This is a genomic window from Pseudomonas sp. 2995-1 (assembly GCF_002742505.1).
GTDB lineage: Bacteria > Pseudomonadota > Gammaproteobacteria > Pseudomonadales > Pseudomonadaceae > Aquipseudomonas > Aquipseudomonas sivasensis.
Map to the genome: position 1 here is coordinate 1 of NZ_LJSA01000665.1, position 266 is coordinate 266.

Sequence of the window (266 nt, forward strand, 5' to 3'; positions counted from 1 at the left end):
TCCATGGAAGATGAAAGGTTGATAATGTTAACTATTAATGTAACAGGTAGAGAGCACGAGGAAGGTAAGGGAGAAACTTATTATAAAGAGCATAATTTTACAATACCAGCATTGAAGGACAAAGGTACAAACGTATATGATAGATATCAATGTATGACTGTACCAACAACATATCTCCTAAATAAAGACCATGAGATTGTTGCTCGTTTTAATGATAAGGCCTCGTTTCAGGAAATACTAATGGAAATGAGTAAGGTAATATAGAG

At 33.8% G+C, this 266-nt stretch carries 1 protein-coding gene; it reads left to right on the forward strand.

What is annotated here, in order from left to right; genetic code table 11:
• Positions 1 to 264: hypothetical protein (locus tag AOA61_RS32075; RefSeq protein ID WP_218197435.1), on the forward strand; the 264-nt coding region annotated here is incomplete at its 5' end.
• Positions 265 to 266: the final 2 nt, after the last annotated feature.